Source organism: Embleya scabrispora DSM 41855, from assembly GCF_000372745.1.
Lineage (GTDB): Bacteria > Actinomycetota > Actinomycetes > Streptomycetales > Streptomycetaceae > Embleya > Embleya scabrispora.
In genome coordinates, this window is record NZ_KB889666.1 from 75,870 (window position 1) to 94,995 (window position 19,126).

Sequence of the window (19,126 nt, forward strand, 5' to 3'; positions counted from 1 at the left end):
GTTCGCGTGGGTGCCGTCCACCGGCACCCACGCTCGCGTCAGCGGGCCGGCTGGATCGTGTGCAGGAGCTTTTGGACGGACGAGGAAACGTACAGACCCCATACATAGGGATTTGCCGCGGTGGGCCAATCCGTCCAGTTCCGAGTACTGACCGGGTTGATCTGATAGTTGTTGAGCAGCGGGATCATCGGAAGATCCTGGTACCAGTAGCCCAGAGCTTCCATGACCAGCTTCTGCACATTCGTGGAGTCGTTGGGCGGCACTTGGGCCAGCTTGTCGACGACCCCGCTGTACTTCTTGGCGTTGTCGGTGTCCCAGCGGAAGGGATTGGCATAGAAGCCGGAGATCTTTTCTCCCTTCGACACGAGGTGGCTGACGTTGAAGGCGTTCAGCGATTCCCAGGGATGCGTCGTGCTGCCGCACGATCCGAAGAACAGGTTGGCCTGGAAATTCCCGGAAGTCTCGTCCGCGACGAAATTCGGAACCGTCAGCTTGTCCTGAGAGGCGTCGATGCCGATCTGGCGCAGTTGTTCCACCAGGACGGCGGTCACCGCGTTCTTCGGTGCGGCGTCGAAGTTCTTGATGACGAGGGTGAGTTTCTTGCCGTCCTTCTCGAAGACTCCGGAACCACCGCGGTGGTAGCCGGCGGCTTCGAACATGCTCTTGGCCTTGGCCGCATCGAAGGTGCCGACGTTCGTCCTATCCGCTTCGGCGGAGCCGGTCACTGCGGTGACCTGGTTGATGGCCGGGAAATCGGGGAACGGCGTCAGCATGGGCTTCGAGGCGCCCGAGAATGCCACGTCGATCAGCTTTTGGCGGTCGATGGCGTAGTTCACGGCCCAGCGCAGTTTCGGGTCGTTCCAGGGGCTTCGGGAGGTGTTGAAGTCCAGCGAGTATCCGCACACGTCGGGCTGCCCGTACGGCGGCCTCGTCTGCCAGGTCTGGATTTTCGTGTCGTTCGCCTTCAGCGCCTGGTAGGTGCCGAGCGAGAACTGCGCCCCGACGTCGAGAGCGCCGCTTGCCATCGCGGAAGCCCGCGTCGACTCGGTCCCGAGTGCGGTCCACTGCAGCTTCTTCGGGGCCGGTAGCGGCTGGAACTTTGCTGCTACCCCCCACCAGTTGTCCGAGCGGGTGTAGGTGAACGTGTTCGGTGTGACGGAGGCCAGTCGGTACGGTCCGGTGCCGACGGGCCAGCCCTTCTTCGGGTCGTAGTTGGTGAAGGTCGCGACATCGTTTTGCTGCGCCCAGATGTGCTTCGGCAGCACGACCAAGGTCTTGGAGGCCAGTGCGGTGCTGAACAGGCGCAGGGCGAAGAGCGGGTCCGGCTTGTCGACTTCGAGCGTCACCGTCAGCGGATCGACGGCATGCGCGGTGACGTCTTTGACGTCGAGCGAGCCACTGAGGATCTTGCCCGTCTTGATCAGGTCGACCGTGTAGACGACGTCGTCCGCGGTGAACGGCTCTCCGTCGCTCCACTTGATGCCGTTCTTGAGCTTGAGGGTCCACACCTTGTTGGCGGCATCGGGCGCGATGTCGTCGGCCAGCCACGGCTCGAGTTTGCCGGTGGACACGTCGGTGATGAACAACGGCTCGTAGACAGCCTGGATCAAACCATTGACCTGGTTGCCCCCGTATGGGCTGAAGTTCGTTACGGCGTCAGGCTTGCCCTGGTCCATGTCGAAGACGACCGTACTGGACCGGTCCGTCTTGGGGGTCGAACCGGAGGTGCAGCCGGCCAAGGCCAGCAGCGTGGCAAGCCCCACCGACGCGAACCCTCGGGTGGCTCTGGCTCTTCGAGCTGTCATGACGGTTCTCTCTTCGTTCGTGGATGTGACGAAGACGCCGGCGCGGCGGGAGACGCCGCCGAGGCACGCTTGCGGCGCCGGAGGATGAGGGGCAACCGGAACACATAACCGATCACCGCCGGCCGAAAGGCCATTCGTAGGAACGCGATGACATCTTCTGCTTCGACATAGGCCTTGACCTTCAGGGCCTTCTCGTTTCCGCCGCTGGTGATGACGAGGGCATCGCCGTCGGGGGCCAGCGCGCCGATGGTGAACTCCATCCGCGCAAGCTTCGTCACAACACGCATTCTGATCAGTCCTTGCGGAGGAGGCCGCGGTTCTGGGCGCGCAGAACTCGGGATTCGAGGAGGTCGGCCATTTCCTCGGCGATGAACCCGTCCGGCGGTGTGAACTGTCCTCGCGCATACAATGTGCGCATGGCGTCACGGGCGCCGCGCACCTTGGCGGCCAGATTGCGGGGTGGCTGCCCGTCGGGGAAGCGGTTCGCCGGGTAGATGGGATCGGCGTAGATCTCCCGGAAAGGCTCGGTCCGAACGTCGATCCAGGTGTTATGGTTGGCGATGGTGCGGTGTTCACGCAACGATTCGATGTCGATCGTCGCGGCGATGATCTGCTCGCTCGGGTACGGCGCTTCGCGCAACACCATGCCGGTGTAGTCGATAATCATGGATCCGCCGGGGCAGAACGCCTTCGGGTAGAAGGCGTGGTTCACCTGACCCCAGTTCGAGCCGAGCAGGTAGGACATATTGTCGTGCGCGCGCGTTTGCCGGGTGAACTTCCAAAAGTCCCACGGCCGGCTCACGCCCTCGAACTCCTGGATGGCGCCCGGGTGGCAGATGACCTCGACCCCGTTGAAACCGAGTGCTCGTGAGACCTCCGGCGTGCACCCGTCGTGACACGTCATCGTTCCGAGTTTGCCGATCTCGGTGTCGAGGACGGGGAAGAGGTCTTTGATCGAGTTGCCGTAGACCTTGCCGTAGTCGTCGTACAGGTCGTGGGGACTCGAACCGAGGCCGAGGGTCGCGGGAATATGCCACTTGTGGTATTTGAGGGCGATCTCGCCGGAGGGGTCGATGATGAAGGCGGTGTTGAACCAGCGATCCGGGAATTCCGGCGTCACCTCGATGACACCGCCGCCGGCGATGTAGATGCCGTACTCGCGCGCCTTCTCCGCGAGTACATCCATTTCCGGCCCGGGTATGCTGACCGCCTTGTCCAGGAATTGCTGGATGCCGTCCTCGCCCTTACCCGGAGTTGTCACTCCCTGCATGAAGTACTCCGGCAGGACGACCAGGCGGACGGGGACCTCCCAGAAGTAGCCGACTCCGAAGTCGATCAGCTGTGTTATTCGCTCGAGATTGGCGCGGATGCCTTCTTCGTTCTTGGCGACCGATACTTCCGGCTGGACCACGAGCGCCGTGTACTTCTCGATCCGTTCGGGCATGCTGGCGACTCCTCAGAATTCGGATGCGCGGAGACCGAGGTCTTCGAGAATCACACCGGCGGTTACGGTGCCGGCCGCGGATATCGCGCCGCCGGGGTGACAGTAGGAGCCGGCCATGTAGAGCTTCTTGAGTGGCCCGCGGTAGTCGGAGAAGCCGGCGAACGGCCGGAAGATGCCGCCCTGCGACTGTCGCATGGCGCCCCCCGTGGTCGTCCCGTTGACCAGGCAGGGGTTGTCGCGCTCCATGCTGGGGCCGGTCTGGATGTAGCTGCCGAGTATGTTCTCGGTGGTCATGTTCGACGTGTATTCCTGCAACTTCGGGAGCATGACGTCCCACATGTACTTCTCGCCGACCTCGTCCCAGTCTTCGCCGTTCGCCAGCTCGATCGGCACGAAGGTGTCCATGATCAGCGTGTGCTTGCCCTCGGGGGCGCGAGTCGGGTCCTTGAGCGTCCAGCAGGCGACCCACAGGAACGGATTGGTGGGGGCGATTCCGAGCTCGATCTCCGCGTACTGCCGACGGATGTCGTCGACCGAGCCGAAGATACGCTGGAACGGCGTGTGGTCGACCTCTTCGCCGCACAGGTACTTCGGTGCCTCGTGGAGAGCGAAGTGGGCGCGGACGATGGTGAAGTCGCCCGGGTTGTAGTGGCGCACCTTCTCCAGAAAGGCGTCGTCCAGTACGCCCTCGTCGAACATCCGGCCGAAGAGCTTGGGATTGAGCGTGGTCACCACGCCCTTGCCGGCGTGGAAGGTGCGTCCGTCCTCGAGCTCCACGCCGGAGGCCTCGCCATCGGTGGCCAGGAACCGCTTGACCGGTGCCTCGGTGAGCACGGTGCCGCCGTAGTGCTCGATCATCCGCGCGAGGGCGTTGGGGAGTTCGATCGTGCCGCCTTCCGGGATCGACTCACCGAACTCGTGGATGGCGGGGATCATGATGTAGATGAGCTCGCCGCGACCCTCCTGCCACGGTCGGTTGCCCGCTGCGGTGGCCCAGCCGAGAATGAAGGAGCGTACGTGCTCGTTCTCGAAGTTCTCCATCGCGAAGTCGTGCGGGCTGAGCGTGAAGCTGCGCAGCATCTCGACGCCCTCGGGCGTGGTCTCGAGCATGGCACTCATGAGGCTCGGCGGGTTGGGGGGTGAGAACATCCCCGTGACGAAGCCGTCGCGTATGTTGACGAAGTTGTCGTAGATCTCGCGGTAGCGGCGGGCGTCCTTTTCCGAGTACCACGCGATCGACTCACACGTCTTGTCGACGTCGCGGTGTACCACGATGCCGGGCCCGTGCTTCATGGGGTGTCCCGTGATGTGGTCCTCGGCCCAGATGTACCGCAGGCCGAAGTCGCGCTCCAGCTCCGGGAGGATCTCCTTGAAGCCGGGGTTGATGTGGTTCCACACGTGCGATGACCCGTAGAGATCGTGCTTGAAGCCGGGCAGGGTCACCTCGTCGGTGGTGCATGCCCCGCCGAGCCGGCTGTGGCGTTCGAGAACCAGCACCCGCAGGCCGTTCTTGGCGAGTACCGCGCCGGCGGCGAGACCGTTGTGTCCCGCCCCGACGATGATCACGTCATGGTCACTCATGCTCACCCGCTGCCTCCCGGGACACCTTTGGTTCACCGAGTGGTGACCTGAATGTCCTGTGTAATTTCCTGCAAATTGTGCTGGCAGTGAAACTCGCACTGGGCGATGACAGCGTCAACGCGGCCGGTCCGTCCAGCGGACCCGGTGTCGGCGGCCCGCCCTACAGGGTCGGCGGAGTGATCGCCGTGACGATCAGGACGTCGACGTCGCCGATGTTACGGCTCCTGTGCGGGTGCGTGCTGAGTTGGTAGATCGCGTCTCCGGGGCCGAGTTCGATGTACTCCTCGTCCCCGGGCGGACCGACCCAGATTCCGACGTGTCCCTGGATGACCAGCCCGCATTCCTCTCCGTCGTGCACCAGGCCCACGTCACCGGTGTCCTGGCCCACGGGGATGACCACCCACATCATCTGCAGAGCGCGGCCCAGATCCGGGGTCAGCATCTCGTTGTGGATGCCCGAACCGGGATAGATGATGGTCTTCCGCATGTTCGCGCGGACGATTTCGGCGTACTTGGTCTGCTGTTTCGAGGCTGTGTGCCCTGCGGGCGGCGAGCCGACCTCGAACAACTCCGCCATGGACAGACCGAATGCCTCGGCCAGATTGTGCAGTGTTCCCACCGAGGGACGCGCCACGTCGCGCTCGATCTGGCTGAGAAAGGACACCGAGATCCCGCACTGGGGCGCCAGGTCGCGCAGCGTCTGCCCTCGCCGCTTGCGCTCGGCGCGGATCCGGGCGCCCAGTGAACTGCCCGCTCCGCCGTGTCCGGCCGGCTTTAAGGCCACGATGCCTCCTCGTGTCACGTGCGACGACCGCCACCGGCGCGGTACGTAACGCTTCCTTCATTGCTGCGGACACCCCCTTGAAACCGGCGGGAGCCGAGGGTACCGTGCAAACGAAATTACACTACAGTCAAAATTTGAGGAAACCAACTGCTTATGATCCACGCCACGGTGGCACGCACGCTCGTCCGCTACCTGTCCGAGTACGGCATCGACACGGTCTTCGGAATACCCGGGCTGTACAATATGCCGCTCTTCGAAGCGATTCGGGAATCACGGCTGCGTGTCGTCACCGTGCGCCACGAGCAGGGGGCGGCGTTCATGGCGGACGGGTACGCGCGAGCCACCGGACGGCCCGCCGCGGTGGTCACACTCCCCGGGTGCGGTGTGCTCAACGCCATGACGGCTCTGAGCGAGGCACACGCGGACTCATCGCCGGTGCTGCTGCTCAGCTCGCAGGTCCCGGTCGAGCACATCGATCACAACGACGGCCTGCTGCACGAACTCACCGGCCAGTTCGCCGTCGTGGACGCGGTCATGAAGCACAGCGAGCGACTGTACCGAGGTGAGGACACCACCGCCGTGGTGCGCCGGGCGCTGAAGGCTCTGGGCCGTGGCCGGCCGCGTCCGGTACAGATCGAAATCCCCCTCGACATCCAGGACGTGGAGGTGTCGGCACCGGATCTGTGCGGGGTGACGTGGCAGGCCCGAGCTGCGGCCGAGCCGTCGGCGGAGGACGCCGGGGTGCTGGGCGAGGCGTTGGCGGAGCTGTCGGCGGCCGAGCGTCCGCTGATCATCGCCGGCGGCGGTGTGGTTGCCGCCGGTGCGTCCGCGGCGTTGACGCGGGTGGCCGAGCGGCTCGGTGCCCCGGTGCTGACCACAGGCATGGGAGTGGGCGTGATTCCCGGAGACCACCCGCTGGCATGCGGTGTCTCATGGATCGCGTCAGCCGACATCACCGATCTGATCGCTGCCTCGGATGCCGTTCTGGCGATCGGGACTCGCTTCAATCAGGGCATGACCAACGGGTGGAACGTTCCGCTGCCGCGGACGACCCTGCGTGTCGACATCGACCCCGAGGAGATCGAGCGCAACATCGCGGTGAAGTACCGCGTGGTCGGCGACGCCGGCGTGGTACTCGAGCGTGTGGGGGCCTGGCTGGTGGACCGCTCCGTCGACCGGCGGGCGCAGGTGGAGCCGCGGCTCGCCGAGGCGCAGCGGGCCTACCGTGCGGCCCAGCACGCCCGCGTGGGCACCACTCGACCGTGGTTCGACGCGCTGCGTGCCGCGCTTCCCGAGGACGGCATCATCGCCGCCGACATGTCGCTGTTCTGGGGGGACATGCTCGGCTCCTTCCCCGTCCGGGCCCCACGCCGGATCCTCTTCCCTTGGGGCATGGGCACTCTTGGCTTCGGCGTCCCCTCCGCCATCGGCGCGAAGATCGGCGTCCGCGACCGCGCCGTCGTGTCGATCGCCGGCGATGGCGCCTTCCAGTTCACCGGCAGCGAGCTCGGCACCGCAGTGCAAGAGCGCCTGGCACTGCCGTTCATCGTCGCGAACAACAACGCCTACGGAATGATCAAGATGCAGCAGCTCGCGCGGTACGGCCACGACGTCGCCGTCGACCTGCCCGCGCCGGATTTCACCGCGCTGGCCACGGCCTACGGCGCGCGGGGGGTCCGGGTCGAGCGACCGGAGGACCTGGCAGGTGAGCTCAAAGCCGCCTTCGCCGCCGACGGCCCGACTGTCATCGAGATCCCATGGGGAGACACGTTCGCCGGACGCGAGTGAGGTGTACTTCATGTCCACGCCGATGGATTCGGTCGTCATCGAACCAATCGATCCCGCCAACTCCGTGTTGGGGAAACTGACCTTGCTCTTGGGCGCGTTCGGGTTTGACAATCCCGACTTGTCCCTTACCGAACTGGTCCGCCGCAGCGGGTTGACCAAGCCGACGGTGCATCGGCTGTGCGGTGAGCTGATCCACTGGGGCTATCTCGAGCGGTCGGGCACCGACTACCGGCTCGGCATCCGGCTGTTCGAGATCGGACAGCGGGTGGGCAGCCAGCGCCAACTGCGCGATGCCGCCAGGCCGTTCATGGAGGACGTGCAACGCATGACCGGCGGTGTGGTCCACCTGGCCGTGCGGTACGGCACTGAAGTGCTGTACCTGGACAAGATCACCGGGCATCGGGTTGTGCAGCCGTCCCGGATAGCGGGACGCATGCCGATGCACTGCACCGCCACGGGCAAGGTGCTGCTCGCGTTCGCGTCTCCCGAGCTGCTGCGAATGGTCGTGGCGGCCGGGCTGACGCGGATGACGCGGCACACCATCACGGCGCCCGGCTCCCTCGCACACGAGCTTGCCCAGGTCCGGCGCGCACACCTGTCGAAAGAGGTCGAGGAGACCCGACTCGGGTACCTCAGCATGGCGGCGCCGATCCGCGACGCCGCCGGATCGGTGATCGCGGCCCTCTCGGCTACCGTGCCCAGTGCACGCGCCAACCTGCCGCTGATCTCCCGGGGCGTGCGGAACGCGGCGCACAGCACGTCGGACAGCGTCGCCCGGGCAGACCCGCCCGGAGCCGCAGACGGCACGGGCGGCGCTGTCCGTCCTGCCCCCTCAAGGGCGGACTACGGAGAGGAGTGAGCGCCATGGCAGTCGACCGCACCTTCGGTGGCACGCTACCGCCGCGGGGCGATGCCACTGTTCGGCGTGTCCTGGACCGGGCGTGCTGCGTCCGCCTGCCGGTGCCGGCGTGGACAGGGCCGGCGTACGGCGCGTCGCGTGCGCCCTGCGCCTACCGTGTGCGGACAAGCCCGCCGCGCCGTGTCCCGCCTCGCGGCTTGCTCACTTCGACCCTGTCGAGCCGGGCAAGCTTCGGCAGATCGAGCAGGCGGAAGACGCCTTGCCCGAGCTGGGCTTCGCCGAGCCGCGCGTTCGCCGCCACGGCGACGTCGCCCGCGTCGAGCCGGTTCTCGGGGAGCTCGCCCGTGCCTCCGGTGGTGCCCGTCTTGCGGTGTTGGGCGCCGGGCGGTCTACCGGCTTCCGTTTCGTCGCTCTCGATCCGGCCGGCGTGCGGTCCGGTGCTTTCACTCTGCCGTCGGTTCCGGCCCGCATATGACTGACGACTGGGCGATGCCGAGGGCGCTCGCCGATTTCGTGGAACTGGATGTCGACCGCACCGCCCGCCGCGGCTATCCGGAGGCGGTCTACTGCGAGGGCAAGACAGCCGAGCAGGTCGCCGCCATCGCGCGGACTGTGCGCCACGACGGCTTGCGAGCACTGTTCACCCGTGCGGGCCCTGAGCACGTTGCCGCTGTGCGCTCCGAGCTGCCCGACGCCGTCCTCGAACCGGCGGCCCGGATCCTCGCATGGCCACCCGATCCTCCCGAGCCGTCAGGCGGACATGTGGTGGTGGTTGCCGCGGGCACATCCGATCTTCCGGTCACGCTCGAAGCGCACTTCACCGCGCGCCACCTCGGCCGCCACTGCGCCCTCGTCGTCGATGTCGGCGTGGCGGGCTTGCACCGCGTGCTGGACAAGCTGCCCCTGCTGCGGGCGGCTCGCGTCATCGTGGTGGTCGCCGGGATGGACGGCGCACTGCCAAGCGTCATCGCGGGCCTGGTCGCCGCGCCTGTCGTTGCGGTTCCGACATCGGTCGGCTACGGCGCCTCGTTCGAAGGGCTGGCCGCGCTGCTGGCCATGCTCAACGCATGCGCACCGGGCGTATCCGTCGTCAACATCGACAACGGGTACGGCGCAGGCCACCTCGCGGCACAGATCGCAGCAAGCCACTGAGATTCACCTCGCGATGCCGCCCCGCGCGTAGGCGGCGTATCCGTGATCTCCTCCACCTGCGGGTGTAGGTACTCCCGGACCTGCGCCAGGTGGCCGTCACCCGCCTTCGCCTCCGTGCGCACCCGCTCCATGCGGTGGCGCCGGGCCGGGCCGCCGATGTGGCCCAGGACGACGAAGAGGATGCCGAAGTGGAACAGCGGGCTGCCGATTCGCAGCAGCCGGTTCTCGTAGAGCTGGGAGGATCGGGTGGTCCAACCGAACTTGTCGTACCGGTAGCGCCAGGCGTGACCGGCGACGAAGGCGACCAGGGCCAGGTAGGGCAGGACGACCCACAGGAGCGAGTCCAGGGCTCCGGTGTCCGCCGGCGTCGCGGCGTGCGGGTTCATCGGCGCTCTCCGGTCGGCTGCGGCATGAACTCGGGGGGTGCGAACGGCGCGAGTCCCACTTGCTCCTCGGGCGGCCCTTGGGCGGCGGGCGCGGCCACGGCCTTGCGCTGATCGCGGCCGAGGGCCGGCAGGGTCGCCGAGACGGAGTCCAGGACGTCGACCCAGGGCGAGCCCGCGTCGCCCAGCGCCAGGCGCAGCAGTTCCAGTCCGGCGCGGTGCTCCTGGAGGAGTGCGCGCCCGGTGTCCGGGGCGCCGGTGGCGGCGAACTCGAGGACGACCGCGAGGTGGTCGGGCAGTTCGGCGTTCGCTCGACGGGACGGCTGAGGCACCTGGTCGGCGAGCTCGCCGAGACCGTGATGAGTACTCGGCGCTTGTGGAAACGGACCGTCCTACGGCCTGCGGGCAACCGGAAAGGCACGACGCGAGCACGAACGCATCCGACCCTCCTCCGAATGCGACACTGGAGAGTCGACATCGAAGCCCCGCCTCATCAGCCACCTCAAGCGCACGCTGTGACGGCGACGGCCCGGGCCAGGCTTCCGGGGGCGAGATTCAATGCACCGGGAACATGGCCAGCGCCCCACCGTCCACCGTGAGCACGGAGCCGGTGAGGTATGCCGCCCCAGCTCCGGCCAGCCAGGCGATCACCGCACCGACCTCGTCCGGTGTCCCCAACCGACCAAGCGGGATCGAGCGCGCCACCGCGGAGGCAGTCGCGGGATCGGCAAGCGCTTCGGCGTTCATGGCGGTCTCGACGATGCCGGGGACCAACGCGTTCACCCGGACAGCCGGGGCGAGTTCGACCGCGAGGGCCTTCGTCAGACCAAGGACCGCAGCCTTGGTGCTGCTGTACGCCACGCTGGAGGCGGAGCCGCGTAGACCATTCATCGATGCCACAGTGATCAAGGAACCGTCGCCCGAGGCGGCAAGGGCGGGAGCGAACGCCCGCGCCATCTCTATGGTCGCCACGACGTTCACGTCCAACAGGCGCCGGACGACATCCGGCGTGTGGGCGGAGAGATCACCACGAAATGTCTCGGCGGCGCAGGCTACCAGCACCTGTGGCGACAGCTGCTCAGCGGTGGACTGCGCCCAGCGAGTCACGGCGAGCCCGTCAGCCAAGTCGAGCTGTTCAGGGCGTACCCTGCGGCCCAGACCAGAGATCTGGTCGCATACGACACGCGCCTCTGACGCGTTGCTGCGGTAGGTGAACGCGACGTCGTGCCCCGCGTGCGCGAGCGCGAGGCTCGCGGCTCGACCGATCCCACGCGATCCACCGGTAACTGCCGCCCACGTCATCCGCTCCACCTCGCCGGGATATCGGGCACCGGCCGTCGGCACCCTGCCCGCATCCTGGCAAGGCGCCGTGGTCTCGCCAATTCAGCGGTACTGGTGAGCGGACCTCGTGGTACACCCCTGTCCATCCGAAACTGACGATCATCGTCGACACCCGGGTCTCCCATCACCAGGGAGATCCACACGCCGGAGTCCACCCCCACCGCCCCACCGGGAGGCCAACCGGCGCCGTCGTCGTGGCTTGTCCGTTGCCAGGGCGGCACGCGCCGGTCGGGCGGGTGGACAAGACAGTGACGGGGCTTCTTGGCCAAGCTCCAATGAGGTCACAAACGCCCGTCCGGCCGCGTGCGTGGTGACGCCCGGGCGACAAATCCCGAACAGGACAGCCGCAGCGTCGGTCAGGTCAAGGGTCGGACCCACCGGCAGCGTCACCACGTCACATCCTCACTGTCAGGTCAGCGGGCGGCAGAGCAGTGCGTCGGGGACGGCTTTTTGCCCGTTGCTCCAGCCGCCCTGCCACAGGTTCCAGGTGTAGGCGACGCCCGCGAGGTACTCGTTGTCGGCGCACTGGCCCTTGTAGTCGTGGGGGGCCCAGTCGTTTTGGACGGCGCCACCGGTGGTCGGGCGGTTGTCACCGCGGTCGAACCACAGGACTCGGCGGTCGGTCGACAGGGTCTTGGCGGACGGCGCGCACAGCAGGCCGGACATCGCCGTGCCGTTGACGCTGAAGCCGACCACGAAGTGGTTGTCGGGGCATTCGAACTTGCTGTATCCCCCGGCCCAGTCACCGTGGGTGACGTAGCGCTCGTCGGTGACCAAGACCCAGTCACCGGCCGCCTTGGCGGGCTGGTTCGCGTCGGTGCACAGGGCGCGGTGACCGAGTCGGCTGAGGGCGACCAGGCGCTGGGTGTCGGGACAGTTGCCCTTGCGGTTGTTCGGATGCCAGTCCGGCTTGGCCGGCATGGTCTTCGAGGCGTTCTGGTCTCCGAAGTCGGTGTCGAGCATGTTCCAATGGTCGACTTGGTCGATCGGCCCGGTCACGCTCGGGGCGTCGATCAGCTTGAACCAGTCGGTGGCGCGCCAGTCGCCGGGGTCGGTGAGACCCAGCCGCTTGCCCGAGGAGTCGTAGGAGATCAGCGCCCAGTTGTCGTTCGGAACGCCGTGCGTGGTCCAGCCGATCACCGGCCACTGGGCGAAGTCGGTGTCGTTCTTCACCAGGATGTCGGTGAAGTTGTCGAACCAGGCCTTCTCCTTGACGTTGTCGGAGCCGCGGCCGCCGGCGCCGAACTCGCTGATCCACACCGGGGCGGTGAAGTGCTGACCGGCCTGAGTGACGAACAGCGCCTCGTCGTCGACGACCCGGGCGAGTTGCTCGGGGGTGAGGTCCTGGTAGCGGGGGTCGTTGGTCTCCCCGTTCTGCCAGCCGCCGGTCGCGCCGGTGTGGTTGGGGCCGGTGTAGCCGTAGAAGTGCGCGGAGTAGACCAGCTTGCCGGAGTCGACCAGGGTGTTGGAGAGGTTGCGGACCGGGGTGAGCGTCGGCCGGCCGTGGCTGGTGATGCCGGACGGGATGCCGTACCAGTTGATGCCCTCCATGATGACCAGCATGTCGGGGTCGGCTTCGAGGATCTTGTTGCCGGCCTCCTCGAAGGCGGCGTACAGGTCATGGCCGTTGCCCCAGCCCCAGTTGGGGTCGTCGTACCAGTCGCGGCGGACCTCGTTGCGCAGGTCGGCGCCGACCACGCGTTTGTTCGCCTTGTACCGATCGACCATGGACAGCCAGTCGTCGATCCATTGACGGGTGGTCTGGCCGCTGTTCCAGCGCTCGTTGCCGTCCAGGGCGCAGCACCAGCGGTAGGTGGTGGTGTGGTTGTTGAGGATCACCGCGAAGCCGTCGGCGGTGAGTGCCTCGACCACGGCGTCGTACACCTGCAGCGGGGTCTTGCCCTTCAGTTGCGGATTGGCCGCCACCGCGGAGTCGGGGACCGCAGTGGTGTCGTGCACCATGGCGTTGGCGAAGGGCAGCCGGATCGCGTTGAGACCGAGGGCGTGGAAGTCGGCCGTGATCCGGGCGATCGGGGCGCGGTCCAGGCCGAGCGGGATGTTGTGCGAGACCTGCCCGGACTGGTTGTTCGCCGGGTCGTCGACGTCGCCGCTGCCCAGCCGGTTGCCCTGGGCGCCGGCCCAGTTGCTCGCCTTGAGCTTGAAGCGGTTGCCGTTCGCGTCGACGATGTACCGGCCGCGCGTGCTGAGCGGACCGCTCCAGGACGCGGCCGGCCGGCTCCCGGTGAGCACGGTGGTGCCGGTCGGAGTGGTGGCGTCGGTGGCCGCGGCCACCGGGCCGGGGATCGCGCCGAGCAGCAGAACTCCCGTGACCAGGGCGGCGGGCACGGCTCGGGCGACGGTTGCTCTGACGGTGTGCAAGGGTGCGGTCGATCTCACGGCGCTGCCCTCCGAGGCGTGGTCGAGTGGAGGCGCTGCAGAACCGGACCGGCGGTCCGGAGTCGGGGAAGAAGGCCGTCAGCCCTTGAGGCCGCTGGTGGCGATGCCTTCGACGATGTACCGCTGGGCGATCACGAACATGACCACCAACGGTGCGATGGTCACCACCGCACCGGCGAAAATTCCGGGCAGGTTGATGGTCCGCGAGGCGATGAAGGTGGAGAACGCGATCCGGGTGGTCCAGGCGGACGGATCCTGGCCGACCACCAGGGGAGCCACAGGAAGACGTTCCACCGGGTTGAGCCGGCCGCCGTCGTCCTTGAGGCCCTGCGGGAGGTTCCGGTGGAACAGGGTCGGGACGGGCTCCACGCCGCGCGCACGCAGGCCGTCGACCAAGTCGAGGCACCCCGAATGAAGTCCGCGGGCAGATGGTCCAGTGCCATGTCCAACCCCTAGAACATGAGTTCTGCTCATGTTAATCCCTCTGGGTGGGATGATGGAAGCGTGAGAGATCGCACCGCGGGCGCTGTCGCCGAGCACGCCGATCGTCACGCCGACCGGGCGAATTCGTCGGGAAGCCGCCGGGCTTGTTCCGGCGGCATCCCCCGCGCGCACGAGGTCTTGCACCATGGCCACACGCAGCACCGACGCCACCTCCGAGCGCCGTCCCACCTCCACCGTGGCGGCCACGCGGAACAGGCACCGGCACTTCCTCCGGACACCGCGGCGTAGAACCGGACTTCTTCCGGCGGCGGAACCCGGCTGGTGGACACCCGTGGCGCGGCGCACGCTCGACTGCCATGGGCGCCGCATCGGCGAGACCGTGGCGAGGTGCCGCACGGAGCGGCTGCGGCGACGGACGCGGGCCAGGCACTCCAAGGTCCGGGGTCTCGATCGACGCACCGTGGTGAGGTCGGCACGATCGCCCGGGTGTTGCGCGTCCGAGGGCGTTGGGACGGCGTCTTTGCGCGGGCCTCAGTGCTGCTGGTCGAGGAAGCCTGTGACCAGGCTGTAGAAGTCGTGCGGGCGCTCCTCTTGCAGGTGGTGAGAGGCGCGATCCATGACGTAGAGGTGCCCGCGCGGCACCATCCGGGCAAGCATGAGTGGGTAATCCGGGGTGAGGAAGGCATCGTGCATCCCCCATGCGAAGAGGACGGGTGCGGCGATCCGGCCGAGTTCCGTCGTCAAGTCCTGCCATTCGCCTCGGGGGTTGTCGGATGACGCGGCCAGCGACATCTCCTCGGGATCGAGGCTTTGGTCGTATCGCATGGTCACGTTCTCGTCCGGTATGGCGTCGGCGTCGTACCACTCCAGCCGAGCCAGGAGCTCACGCATCTTCGTCCACGACGGCCCTGTCCCGCCGTAGTAGGCATCGCGGGCGTTGCGTCCTCGTCGGCCGCCCTCCGGCAGGGGGGCGAGCGGACCGTGGAAGACGGGCATGCTGCCGGTGACCACCAGCGATCGCACCCGGTCGGGGTACTTGGCCGCGAGATTGAGCGCGATGGTTCCACCCCAGGAGTTGCACACGAAGTCGGCACGCTCGATGTGCAAGGCGTCCAGGAGGGCCACGGTCTTGGCGGCATGGAAGTCCCACATCGGCCCGGTGATCCGGCACTTCTCCGAGCGGCCGTACTGCAGGATGTCGACGAGGTGGCAGCGGCGATCACGCGCGAACAGCGGCGCGACCGGACCGAAGTCCGACCACCCCGTGCAGCCCGGGCCGCCGCCGTGAAGGAAGACGGTCGGGCTGCCCTCACCAAGATCGACGTGGTGATACGTCACGCCTGCCGCTTCGGTGAGCACTCCAGGGGGCATGGGGTCGATCCGGTTCTTCGAAGTCATGACCTCATCGTCCCGAGTGAAGGCTGTTTCCCGGGCGTACTCGGGTTCGCTCAGTGAGACGACGGCCTTCGACACGGGCTGCGGGATCGGCAAGATGAGGAGCGAACTGCCGCGCCGCGGGAGGAAGGCACGATGAATCAATCACCAACACCGGAGGCATCGGCGACCGATGTCGCCGGACGAACCGCGCCGCGTCGCGCCGGTCGACAGGACTGGTCGACCTGGCCGCACTACGATGCGGCGGCTCGGGGCCTTCGCGGCTACTGGTACCCGATCACATGGGCGAGCCAGGTCACCGACAAGCCGTCCGCTTTCACCATCTGCGGAGAGAAACTCGCGCTGATCCGCGACAGCGGGGAGGTGTACGCGCTCCATGACCGGTGCCCCCATCGGGGCGTACCGCTGTCGCTCGGCAATCAGCAGTTCCCTGGCACGTTGAGTTGCCCGTACCACGGCTGGACCTGGAACCTGGCCGACGGCGCGCTGTGCGCGGTGATCACCGACGGACCATCCTCGCCGATCCGCGGCAAGGTCACGGTGCGGACGTATGCGGTCGAGGAGCGACTCGGCATGGTCTGGGTATACATCCCGATCGGCGACGAAACGCCGCACCCCATCGATGAACAACTGCCCCCCGAACTGGTGAGCAATCCCTTCGTCATGGGCGGGAGGATCGACCAGCGGACCGGTAACTGGCGCTTTGCCTGCGAGAACGGCTTCGACGAGGGGCATGCCAAGTACTTGCACCGCACGGCGCTGTGGCGCCTGTTCAAGCCCATGCCCACGTGGAACATCACGCGGATCGTCCCGCAGGATCGATGGATCTTCCGGGTGCAGGACGAGGTGCACTGGGAGGCGGACTTCCCCGGACTCGGCAAGTGGAGCAACCAGCGCTGGTGGAAGAAAAGCCCGCCGAAGGAAACGTTCAACATAGGCAACACCGGCGCGGCAAAGAAGATCGATCCGACGATCGAAGCCCAGGGGTTCCCGGGCTTCGCATCGCTTTCCGCGCCGGGCGTGCTGCGTATCGCATACCCCAAATTCATTCATTACGAGTTCTACGTGCCGGTTGATGAAGACAGTCACCGATATGTCGGGGTGATGGTCAACTTCACGCACGGCTGGCGCACGGCGCTCTTCTACGGCAAGTACCTCGGGGCGATCCGGTGGCTGTTCCATGGCCAATTCTCCGGCCAGGACGCCTGGATGGTCGATGTGACGGACGCTCCGCCCGAGAAGCTGTATCGCCCGGATGTGTCGCTCACCTCGTGGCGCAACCTCGTCGAGACGGAAACGACGACCAAGTTGGCTGCGCTGGAAACCCGTGAGGAGGCACGATGACCCGCACGGAGGGCATGCTCACCGTGGCCGTCGGAATGGCCTTCGGAATGGCCTTCGTGCCTGCGTGGCGCTTTCTCTTCCGGCGCGCCCGCGCCCTGCCCCAGACCCAGGTGCACCGGATCAACCAATGACGGATCTCGATGAACAGCGCCGGTCCTGGAGCGAAACCGCCAAGCGGCGCATCACGCCCGAGCGGCTGCGCCGGCTCGTCTGCGGGCTGGTCGACATCCCCAGCCCGACGGGTGGCGAAGGACCACTCGCGGAGCACATCGCGGCCACCTTGCAAGCCTCGGGGATCGCCGCAGCGGCACAACCGCTCGATGACCGGCAGGCGAACGCGTGGGGCCGGCTGCCCGGTTCCGGTCTCGGCCCGGATCTGATGCTGTATGCGCCGATCGACACGCTCACCACCGGCGACCCTGACCAGGACATGCCGTGGATCGGCCCCCGGTGGCGCCGGGACATGGCTGCGGAATCCGTCGTCGACGGCGACCTGGTCCTCGGTCTCGGCGCGTCCAATCCGAAGGGCCATGCCGCCTGCGTGCTGGCCGCTGCGGAGGCGATCCGCGCCGCCGACATTCCGCTGAGCGGCGACCTGGTGGTCGCGTTCGGAGCGGGCGGGATGCCGACCAACTCATTGCCCGGCAGCGTACGCCGCAACACCGGGCAGGGAGTCGGCTGTTCCTTCCTTCTCGAGCAGGGCGTGTGGGCCGACTACGCCCTGATCGCCAAGCCGGGATGGTCGGTGTCCTGGGAGGAGGTGGGCCTGGCGTGGTTCGAGGTCACCGTTCACGGCACGCACACCTATGTCGGCTCCCGTCACCGGCTGCCCTACCGCAACGCCATCGCTGATGCAGGTCACATCGCCCAGCACCTGGAGAAGTGGTTCATCGACTACGCGCAGCGGCACACCGACGGGCTCGTCTCGCCCCAGGGCATCGTCTCGTCCATCGAGGGCGGCTGGCCGAGGATGGCGGCCGTGACGCCCGCCGCGTGCCGGTTGATGGTCGATCTTCGCTTGTCTCCTCGGACCTCTCCGATGCAGGCCAAGCGCGAGTTCGCGGCCGCCATCGACAGCGTTGTGGACCAGCACCCCGGGTTGACGGTCACGTGGCGGCCGGTACTTGCGATCCCCGCAGCCTCAACCGACCCGGCGTCCTGGGTATGCCGCAGCGCGATCGCCGCGTGGGAGCGGATGGAGGGACGCGCCCACGAGCCCATCCGGGGCAACAGCGGCGCGACGGACGCCAACATCCTGCGTTCGCGCGGAATTCCCACGGTCCGCGTCGGGATGCCGAAGGTCGCAGACGCCTCGTCCCCGATCGATTTCACCCTGGGCATGAACACCGTGGACGTTCAGTGGATGCAACGGCTCAGCGAGTACCTGGTGGAGGTCGCCATCGACACGGTCACACGTACCCGCGCGGAAGTGAAGCTTTCGTCATGAGTGAAATCGTGCTCGGCATCGGGGCGTCGCACAGCACCTTGATGAATACGCACTGGGACCAGACCGTGCACATCGAGCGGGCCGAACGGTTCCGCGACGCGCTCGGCGTGGCAAGGGACCGGTTGGCCGCGGCCGCACCCGACACCGTGGTGCTCGTCGGCTCCAACCATTTCCGTGGTTTCTGGCTCGACCTGATTCCCGGCTTCACGATCGGCGTGGACGAATGCATCGCCGGCGGCGAATCGGGGACGCCTTCGGGCCCGCAGGCAGTGGACGTTCCGCTGGCCCGTCACCTTGCCGAGAACCTCATCGAGGAGGGCGGTTTCGACATCGCGTTCTCGGCACGGCTACAGATCGATCACGGCCAATCGCACGCGATCCAGTACCTCCTCGACGGGCTGGACGTGCCGATCGTGCCGATCGTCGTCAACGTGTTCGCCCCGCCACTGCCCCCGTTGGCACGCTGCGACGCGCTGGGACGCGCGATCCGTCATGCCGTCACCGCCTTCCCGGACGACCGGCGCGTGGCCGTCATCGGCTCGGGCGGCCTGTCGCATCGCCTGCCGTGGCCGGACTGGCGTGACCCTCACGGGGACGACGAGGTGTTCATCGCGAAGGCGTGGCTCAACGGCCGCGAGAACTGGAAGGAGTACGAAGCTCGCCGGCGCGAGATCGTCCGCGCCGGCGAGGCATCGATCAACCCTCACTTCGACAACGCGTTCCTGCGCCTGCTGGAAGCCGGGCAAACCCACCGCATCACCGAGTACACCACCGAACAGCTTGAGGAAGCGGCCGGCAACGGGGGGCAGGAGATCCGGACCTGGCTGATAGCTGCCGCGGCATGCGGCCACGCCCCCGGACAGGCGCTGGCGTACGAGCAACTTCCCGAATGGCTCACCGGCATGGCTGTCGCTGTCATCGACCCTGCCGTCAAGCGCTCGACATAATACGAGAAAGAGGTC

Annotated in this window: 18 protein-coding genes and 1 pseudogene; 8 read left to right on the plus strand and 11 right to left on the minus strand. The window is 67.1% G+C overall.

The genetic code is table 11. From position 1 onward, the window contains the following. Nucleotides 1-38 precede the first annotated feature (38 nt). From A3IC_RS0120535 to A3IC_RS0120555, 5 genes are all read right to left on the minus strand, one after another. Nucleotides 39-1,763 carry an ABC transporter substrate-binding protein gene (locus A3IC_RS0120535; RefSeq protein ID WP_020551929.1) on the minus strand — a complete coding sequence of 575 codons (1,725 nt, stop codon included), beginning with the start codon at nucleotides 1,761-1,763 and terminating at the stop codon, nucleotides 39-41. Between the two features lie 38 nt (nucleotides 1,764-1,801). Continuing rightward, the gene (locus A3IC_RS68795) at nucleotides 1,802-2,092 is read right to left on the minus strand and encodes a hypothetical protein (protein WP_211232300.1); all 291 of its coding nucleotides are present in this window, start codon (nucleotides 2,090-2,092) and stop codon (nucleotides 1,802-1,804) included. Nucleotides 2,093-2,097: 5 nt separating this feature from the next. Then, nucleotides 2,098-3,249 carry a nitrilase-related carbon-nitrogen hydrolase gene (locus A3IC_RS0120545; RefSeq protein ID WP_020551931.1) on the minus strand — a complete coding sequence of 384 codons (1,152 nt, stop codon included), beginning with the start codon at nucleotides 3,247-3,249 and terminating at the stop codon, nucleotides 2,098-2,100. Between the two features lie 12 nt (nucleotides 3,250-3,261). Beyond that, complete coding sequence (locus A3IC_RS0120550) at nucleotides 3,262-4,830, minus strand: phytoene desaturase family protein (protein ID WP_020551932.1); 1,569 nt, start codon at nucleotides 4,828-4,830, stop codon at nucleotides 3,262-3,264. Between the two features lie 160 nt (nucleotides 4,831-4,990). Beyond that, complete coding sequence (locus A3IC_RS0120555; RefSeq protein WP_020551933.1) at nucleotides 4,991-5,614, minus strand: helix-turn-helix domain-containing protein; 624 nt, start codon at nucleotides 5,612-5,614, stop codon at nucleotides 4,991-4,993. Between the two features lie 168 nt (nucleotides 5,615-5,782). Between A3IC_RS0120555 and A3IC_RS0120560 the strand changes: the two genes are divergently transcribed. The 4 genes from A3IC_RS0120560 (at nucleotide 5,783) to larB (ending at nucleotide 9,413) form a co-directional block, all read left to right on the plus strand. Then, complete coding sequence (locus A3IC_RS0120560; RefSeq protein ID WP_158696028.1) at nucleotides 5,783-7,402, plus strand: thiamine pyrophosphate-binding protein; 1,620 nt, start codon at nucleotides 5,783-5,785, stop codon at nucleotides 7,400-7,402. Between the two features lie 22 nt (nucleotides 7,403-7,424). Further along, a complete protein-coding gene (locus A3IC_RS55565) occupies nucleotides 7,425-8,261 on the plus strand; it encodes an IclR family transcriptional regulator (protein WP_281174502.1) in 837 nt (278 codons plus the stop codon). Between the two features lie 109 nt (nucleotides 8,262-8,370). After that, the gene (locus A3IC_RS55570) at nucleotides 8,371-8,736 is read left to right on the plus strand and encodes an adenine nucleotide alpha-hydrolase family protein (RefSeq protein ID WP_020551936.1); all 366 of its coding nucleotides are present in this window, start codon (nucleotides 8,371-8,373) and stop codon (nucleotides 8,734-8,736) included. Then, complete coding sequence (gene larB, locus A3IC_RS0120575) at nucleotides 8,733-9,413, plus strand: nickel pincer cofactor biosynthesis protein LarB (protein WP_020551937.1); 681 nt, start codon at nucleotides 8,733-8,735, stop codon at nucleotides 9,411-9,413. The genes A3IC_RS55570 and larB overlap by 4 nt, the downstream gene beginning before the upstream one ends. A gap of 149 nt (nucleotides 9,414-9,562) precedes the next feature. Here larB and A3IC_RS65065 read toward each other — a convergent pair. The 6 genes and pseudogenes from A3IC_RS65065 to A3IC_RS0120600 all read right to left on the minus strand — a co-directional run. After that, nucleotides 9,563-9,799: pseudogene (locus tag A3IC_RS65065) on the minus strand (respiratory nitrate reductase subunit gamma); the annotation flags it as partial. Then, nucleotides 9,796-10,128, minus strand: coding sequence for a nitrate reductase molybdenum cofactor assembly chaperone (locus A3IC_RS55575; RefSeq protein WP_020551938.1), 333 nt, complete (start codon nucleotides 10,126-10,128; stop codon nucleotides 9,796-9,798). The gene A3IC_RS55575 and the pseudogene A3IC_RS65065, both read right to left, overlap by 4 nt. Before the next feature lie 223 nt (nucleotides 10,129-10,351). Then, a complete protein-coding gene (locus tag A3IC_RS0120585) occupies nucleotides 10,352-11,098 on the minus strand; it encodes an SDR family NAD(P)-dependent oxidoreductase (protein ID WP_040876926.1) in 747 nt (248 codons plus the stop codon). A gap of 447 nt (nucleotides 11,099-11,545) precedes the next feature. Beyond that, entirely contained in the window at nucleotides 11,546-13,534 is a 1,989-nt protein-coding gene (locus tag A3IC_RS0120590; RefSeq protein ID WP_245599358.1) for a glycoside hydrolase family 5 protein, read from the minus strand. Between the two features lie 78 nt (nucleotides 13,535-13,612). Beyond that, complete coding sequence (locus A3IC_RS71175; protein WP_245599359.1) at nucleotides 13,613-14,224, minus strand: family 1 glycosylhydrolase; 612 nt, start codon at nucleotides 14,222-14,224, stop codon at nucleotides 13,613-13,615. A 285-nt stretch (nucleotides 14,225-14,509) separates the two neighbouring features. Then, complete coding sequence (locus A3IC_RS0120600) at nucleotides 14,510-15,376, minus strand: alpha/beta fold hydrolase (protein ID WP_245599360.1); 867 nt, start codon at nucleotides 15,374-15,376, stop codon at nucleotides 14,510-14,512. 132 nt (nucleotides 15,377-15,508) lie between these two features. Between A3IC_RS0120600 and A3IC_RS0120605 the strand changes: the two genes are divergently transcribed. Genes A3IC_RS0120605 through A3IC_RS0120620 form a run of 4 tightly spaced genes read left to right on the plus strand, consistent with a single transcriptional unit; the run spans nucleotide 15,509 to nucleotide 19,111 of the window. After that, nucleotides 15,509-16,717 (plus strand): Rieske 2Fe-2S domain-containing protein, encoded by a 1,209-nt coding sequence (locus tag A3IC_RS0120605; RefSeq protein ID WP_020551943.1) that lies wholly within the window; start codon nucleotides 15,509-15,511, stop codon nucleotides 16,715-16,717. After that, nucleotides 16,714-16,848 (plus strand): hypothetical protein, encoded by a 135-nt coding sequence (locus A3IC_RS72595; RefSeq protein WP_020551944.1) that lies wholly within the window; start codon nucleotides 16,714-16,716, stop codon nucleotides 16,846-16,848. Before A3IC_RS0120605 ends, A3IC_RS72595 begins: the two co-directional genes overlap by 4 nt. Next, on the plus strand, nucleotides 16,845-18,164 hold the full coding sequence (locus tag A3IC_RS0120615) for a M20 family metallopeptidase (protein ID WP_020551945.1): 1,320 nt from the start codon (nucleotides 16,845-16,847) through the stop codon (nucleotides 18,162-18,164). Before A3IC_RS72595 ends, A3IC_RS0120615 begins: the two co-directional genes overlap by 4 nt. After that, nucleotides 18,161-19,111, plus strand: coding sequence for a DODA-type extradiol aromatic ring-opening family dioxygenase (locus A3IC_RS0120620; RefSeq protein ID WP_020551946.1), 951 nt, complete (start codon nucleotides 18,161-18,163; stop codon nucleotides 19,109-19,111). Before A3IC_RS0120615 ends, A3IC_RS0120620 begins: the two co-directional genes overlap by 4 nt. Nucleotides 19,112-19,126: the final 15 nt, after the last annotated feature.

What these genes read in the sequence shown, in the direction of transcription:
- A3IC_RS68795 (WP_211232300.1), bottom strand. Translation starts at nt 2,092, where the DNA reads ATGCGTGTTGTGACGAAGCTTGCGCGGATGGAGTTCACCATCGGCGCG.
- A3IC_RS0120545 (WP_020551931.1), bottom strand. Translation starts at nt 3,249, where the DNA reads ATGCCCGAACGGATCGAGAAGTACACGGCGCTCGTGGTCCAGCCGGAA.
- A3IC_RS0120550 (WP_020551932.1), bottom strand. Translation starts at nt 4,830, where the DNA reads ATGAGTGACCATGACGTGATCATCGTCGGGGCGGGACACAACGGTCTC.
- A3IC_RS55565 (WP_281174502.1), top strand. Translation starts at nt 7,425, where the DNA reads ATGGATTCGGTCGTCATCGAACCAATCGATCCCGCCAACTCCGTGTTG.
- larB (WP_020551937.1), top strand. Translation starts at nt 8,733, where the DNA reads ATGACTGACGACTGGGCGATGCCGAGGGCGCTCGCCGATTTCGTGGAA.
- A3IC_RS0120585 (WP_040876926.1), bottom strand. Translation starts at nt 11,098, where the DNA reads ATGACGTGGGCGGCAGTTACCGGTGGATCGCGTGGGATCGGTCGAGCC.
- A3IC_RS0120600 (WP_245599360.1), bottom strand. Translation starts at nt 15,376, where the DNA reads ATGACTTCGAAGAACCGGATCGACCCCATGCCCCCTGGAGTGCTCACC.
- A3IC_RS0120605 (WP_020551943.1), top strand. Translation starts at nt 15,509, where the DNA reads ATGAATCAATCACCAACACCGGAGGCATCGGCGACCGATGTCGCCGGA.
- A3IC_RS72595 (WP_020551944.1), top strand. Translation starts at nt 16,714, where the DNA reads ATGACCCGCACGGAGGGCATGCTCACCGTGGCCGTCGGAATGGCCTTC.
- A3IC_RS0120615 (WP_020551945.1), top strand. Translation starts at nt 16,845, where the DNA reads ATGACGGATCTCGATGAACAGCGCCGGTCCTGGAGCGAAACCGCCAAG.
- A3IC_RS0120620 (WP_020551946.1), top strand. Translation starts at nt 18,161, where the DNA reads ATGAGTGAAATCGTGCTCGGCATCGGGGCGTCGCACAGCACCTTGATG.